Source organism: Enterobacter sp. CM29 (assembly GCF_013179605.1).
Taxonomy (GTDB): domain Bacteria; phylum Pseudomonadota; class Gammaproteobacteria; order Enterobacterales; family Enterobacteriaceae; genus Enterobacter; species Enterobacter intestinihominis.
This window is the reverse complement of the sequence record NZ_JABMCU010000272.1, coordinates 1-4,587: the sequence shown is the minus strand read 5'-3', so window position 1 is coordinate 4,587 and position 4,587 is coordinate 1. Positions and strand designations below refer to the sequence as shown.

Here is a 4,587-nt window from a genome sequence, read left to right as displayed (position 1 = left end):
AAAAGGCAAGCTGGATGCAGCGGTAGAGCAGTATGTCATTGCTTCCGGGACGAAGCTGCGGCTGGTCTCGGGTGAGAGTGCTATTGAGCTTAACGCTAACGGCAAGATTAACCTGATTGGCAAAGAGTTTAACTTTTTCGTTGAGGGAGATGGGTATATCACCACGGGTGGTAAGCTGCATCTGAATACCTCGGGAACCAAGCCGGGCACAACGGCACCGGGATCGGGGCATAAAGGGGATATTGATGCGGCGGTGCAGGAGAAGTTTTCTCCAAATAAAAGTGCTAAGAATCCGGCTCCCGCAGTTTCAGCGCCAGCAGCATCCAGACCAAAACCAACAACAAAATTTGCAGCAGCTCCACCATTAAAAGGGAGTTACGTTTATCAAAATAATTCCTACAACTCTGATGTGATGCCCTTCAGTGAAGATGTAGTTAAGGAAATCAATAAGTCACCAACGCTTCAGACACAATTAAAAGATCTAAAAGATAAAGGGTGGGCTATCCAGCCGGGAGCCGCAGGAGGGGGGAGTTACGCTGATACTAATAACAAATTGATTGTCATGGACCCTGAACACATGGAGGATACAGCCACAACTGTGCAAACTCTGGCACATGAGGCAGGGCATGCAACTTATCCTGTTGCGGTAGATGCTTCGAGTAAGGAAAACTTCATCAACAGCCAGCTTATGGATGAAGGTGGAGCAACGCTGAATAACATTAAAATACAACGCGAGATCCTTGCAAACGGCGGTATTGATATTGATATAGCGGGAAGTGCCGAAAACCTAAAAGCATATAATTCTGCATATGATAAAATGGTGAGCGGTGAGTTATCTCGCATTGATGCAGCCAAAGCAATAGGAAAAGTGTATGGTAAAGGCGAAATAGCCTCAGGGACTAATTTAAATTATAATGATTACTATGGAGGATTCTATGGAAAGTAGGATGATTAAAGCTACATTCCTCATTGTTCTTCCACTATTTTCAGCATTTACCTATGCAGGGCATAATAAAATGAATCAAGATTCGTTGTGGCAAATGATCAAAGAAATGAAATCAGTGTGGGGTAAACAAGTTGAGGATGTCAGTAAACTGTTTAACCAACCGCTGATTAATAATACACAGGAGAAAGAAGACCGTTATACTTCAGCTCCCTTTACGTTAACTGATGGCACACGGATCAGCGATGTGGATGTTCGTTTATGGGGAAATGGCGATAACAGCGTATCTTTGATTTCTTTCGTAATTAATCATCCATGTATTACTCTTGAACAAGTCAAATCTCATTTTCCAGATCTGAAATTGTCTAATATCCCTCGCGGAAACACGCCGGGACAATCAGTTGGATATCGCACTCCTACCGATGAACGCGGGCTGGCATGGGCATTTAGCTTTCCAGTTTTGAATCAGGAATGCCTGAGCAGGGTAGTTATGTCACGCTACGAACATTAAGTTGCGAGGCAACTTTACGGGCTGTGAAAGAAGATAATTATCAAACGGCCAATAATATCGCTGCCCCTAAAGTTTTTGCGGAAAAAAAAGAAAGTGCTAACGTTGTAATGATCTTGTCCCTCTGAGTCGCTAAGCAGTAATTAATATTGGCTGTATAAACTTTAGCGCTTTTAATCTTATTTTTCTAATATCATCCCGAGTTCACTTATGAAATACACCCTCCAGGAAGGTTCGTTTTCCCTTTTCCCTGCTGCCTGGCAGGATAACAGCATGAACATTATTCGCGATGACGAAAGCGGGTTATCTGTAGTGGTCAGTCGCGGCGTCATCCCGGATGGCAGCAATTACGAACAAGAGTTTCACCGCCAGTGGGATGTGCTGCGTTCTCAGATGGGTGAGATCGCCCAGAGCGAATTTCAGCACGTAAAAGCCGGGCCAGACGGAAACATTAGCGGACTGGAAGTTGAGACCACCTTTGACCGTAACGGCCAGCGCCTGTGGCAAAAACAGCTGGCCGTGCAGACGCCGGGCAAACCGGTACTGATGATTTTTACCCTCTCGGCCTTAAAAGCCTTTACGGAAGAGGACGAGGCGCGCTGGAGCGCACTGAAGCAGAGTCTGACGCTAAACGACAACCGGAATGTGTAAGGCATGAGCGATAACAACGCGGCCCGTAAGGGCGACGAGATTATTCACTCCAGCATTTTTGCTGATATTACCAGCATTGTGGCGGAAGGCGCTGCCTATGCGGTGATTGGCGCGGCGGTGGGCGCGGCAGCGACCGTCGCGGCCCCACTGCTGGGAGCCGGGGCCGCAGCGGCAGGCGTGGCGGCAATTGGATCCAGCTGTCTGTTGAGCGGCATTATTGGTGGGGTTCTGGCGAACGTCGCGGGGATCACCGACGATATCAGCAATGCTGCTGAAGGGCTGGGCAACGCGCTTTTTCCGCCGTCGCCTGCGGGTAAGATCACCACCGGTTCAAATAACGTTCTCACCAACGCAATCCCCGCCGCGCGCGCGGCAGGCACGCTGACGCCCGCCGATACCCCTTCCCCTGAGCCGCAGTCGCCGGGCAGCTTTGCCGATTACGCGGGCATGCTGCTTTCCGCTGCCGGACAGTTCGGCAGCGAAATGTGGCAGCCGAGCGTGGCCTCTGCCGCTGCCGGGACCTCGCCGCTGGAAGAAGACAAGGTGGCGTGCGAGAAACACTCCGGGCCGCAGTATCTGGCGGAAGGCTCGAAAAGCGTCTTTATCAACGGGCAGCCCGCGGTGCGTGCAAAAGATCGCACCACCTGCGAAGGCACCGTTTCCGACGACGTCTCCCCGAACGTGATCATCGGCGGCGACACCCTCACGGTCCGCGATATTAAAAGCGGCAAAACGCCGGGCCTGGCGCTGGGGATGATTGCGCTCTCCCTGCTGCGCGGGCGTCCGGGCAAGATCCTGAAAAACATGCCCTGCGCGCTGGCTGCTGCCGGTGGCGGGATGCTGGCCGATATGGCCGTCAACGCCGTGTTCGGCTCCTCGCACCCGGTTCACGCCGCTACCGGTGTGAAGGTGCTGAATGACGACGACGAACTCGATTTCTCGCTGCCGGGGCGCTTTCCGCTACGCTGTCAACGCAGCTACAACAGCCTGACCACCCGCGAAGGGCTGTTTGGTCTGGGCTGGGCTACCACCTTTGACAGCTATCTGACGCTGGAAGAAAACAACGCCACCTGGTTCGATGAAACCGGGCGCGAGCTGAGCTTTGAACTGCCGCCGGTCGACCGCGCGTTTTACAGCATCAGCGAAGGCATTATCATCCGCCGCAATGAGAGCGGCGACGTGGCGATTGCCGACGATGACGGCGCGGTGTGGCGTCTGTATAAACCGACCCGCGCCAACCCAGCCATCCTGCGCCTGGCCTCCCTCAGCGACGAGTACGGCAACGCGTTGCTGACGGCGTGGGATGAACACGGGCGGCTGGTCGGTCTGCACGATGAGCCGCGGGCGATCGACGTCACTCTGCGTTATGAAAATGAACGTTTCCCGCAGCGCGTTACCTCGGCGAGCCATTTTGACGGCAACCAGACATGGCCGCTGATGCAGTGGGGGTACGACGTGCGCGGCCAGCTGGCCAGCGCAACGGATGCCTCCGGCGTGGTAACCCGTGAATACCGTTATAACGATGATGGCCTGATGGTCTGGCACCGTCTGCCGGGCGGTCTGGAGAGTGAATACCGCTGGCAAAAATTCGACCACTGGCGCGTGGTGGAAAACCGCACCAGCACCGGCGACGGCTGTCGCTTTAGCTATGATCTAGCCGCCGGGCTGACGACCGTCGAACACTACGACGGTCAGACGCGAAAGCATTACTGGAACGCGCAAAACCTGATTGTTCGCTACGTTGACGAGCGCGGTGAGAACTGGCGCTACGAGTGGGATGACAACGAACTCCTCACGCGCCGCATCGATCCGCTCGGTAATGCCGTTACCTTCGTCTATGACGACATGGGTAACCGGGTGCAGGAGATCGACGCCGACGGCAATACCCGCACCACCACCTGGCTGGAGCACCGTGCGCTTCCGGCCTCCATCATCGAAGCCGACGGTAGCGCCACCCGTTTCCTGTATGACGAACATCACGGGCTGAAGTGCGTGGTGGATCCGATGGGGCAGACCACGCTGCTTCGTCGGGACGAGTTTGGTCAGGTCGTGGAAGAAGTTGATGCCGCCGGCAACAGCCGCTACCAGGAGTACAACGAGGCCGGGCAGATGGTGCGTGTTACGGACTGTTCGGGCCGTGTGACACAATACCGTTATCATCCGCTGGGCTGGCTGGTGGCTGAGATAAGCGCCGACGGCGAAGAGACGCGTTACCGCTACGACGCCGCAGGGCGTCCGGTACAACTCGATCGCCCGGAAGGCTGGACGGAATCTCTCAAATGGAACGAACGTGGCCTGCCGGTGAAACATGCGGGCGCCGACGGGAAAGAGAGCGAGTTCAGATACGACGAGGCAGGGCGCTTAACCGCCACCCGTAATACGCAGGGTGAAGAGGTGCGTCGCCGCTGGGACAGCCGCGGGCGTCTGATTGCCCTGGAAAACGAAAACGGCGAAGCGTACCAGTTCCGCTGGGGTGCGGACTCGC

Annotated in this window: 3 protein-coding genes and 1 pseudogene; all 4 read left to right on the top strand. The window is 54.7% G+C overall.

Annotated elements, in window-relative coordinates; all coding sequences use genetic code 11:
• Positions 1–946, top strand: a pseudogene (locus tag HP459_RS21610) (type VI secretion system tip protein VgrG); the annotation flags it as partial.
• Positions 936–1,454, top strand: coding sequence for a hypothetical protein (locus tag HP459_RS21605; RefSeq protein ID WP_023306446.1), 519 nt, complete (start codon positions 936–938; stop codon positions 1,452–1,454). The pseudogene HP459_RS21610 and the gene HP459_RS21605, both read left to right, overlap by 11 nt.
• A gap of 207 nt (positions 1,455–1,661) precedes the next feature.
• The gene (locus HP459_RS21600) at positions 1,662–2,102 is read left to right on the top strand and encodes a DcrB-related protein (protein WP_038416219.1); all 441 of its coding nucleotides are present in this window, start codon (positions 1,662–1,664) and stop codon (positions 2,100–2,102) included.
• Positions 2,103–2,105: 3 nt separating this feature from the next.
• On the top strand, positions 2,106–4,587 hold a 2,482-nt coding region (locus HP459_RS21595; RefSeq protein WP_171936815.1), incomplete at its 3' end, for a DUF6531 domain-containing protein.

What these genes read in the sequence shown, in the direction of transcription:
- HP459_RS21600 (WP_038416219.1), top strand. Translation starts at nt 1,662, where the DNA reads ATGAAATACACCCTCCAGGAAGGTTCGTTTTCCCTTTTCCCTGCTGCC.
- HP459_RS21605 (WP_023306446.1), top strand. Translation starts at nt 936, where the DNA reads ATGGAAAGTAGGATGATTAAAGCTACATTCCTCATTGTTCTTCCACTA.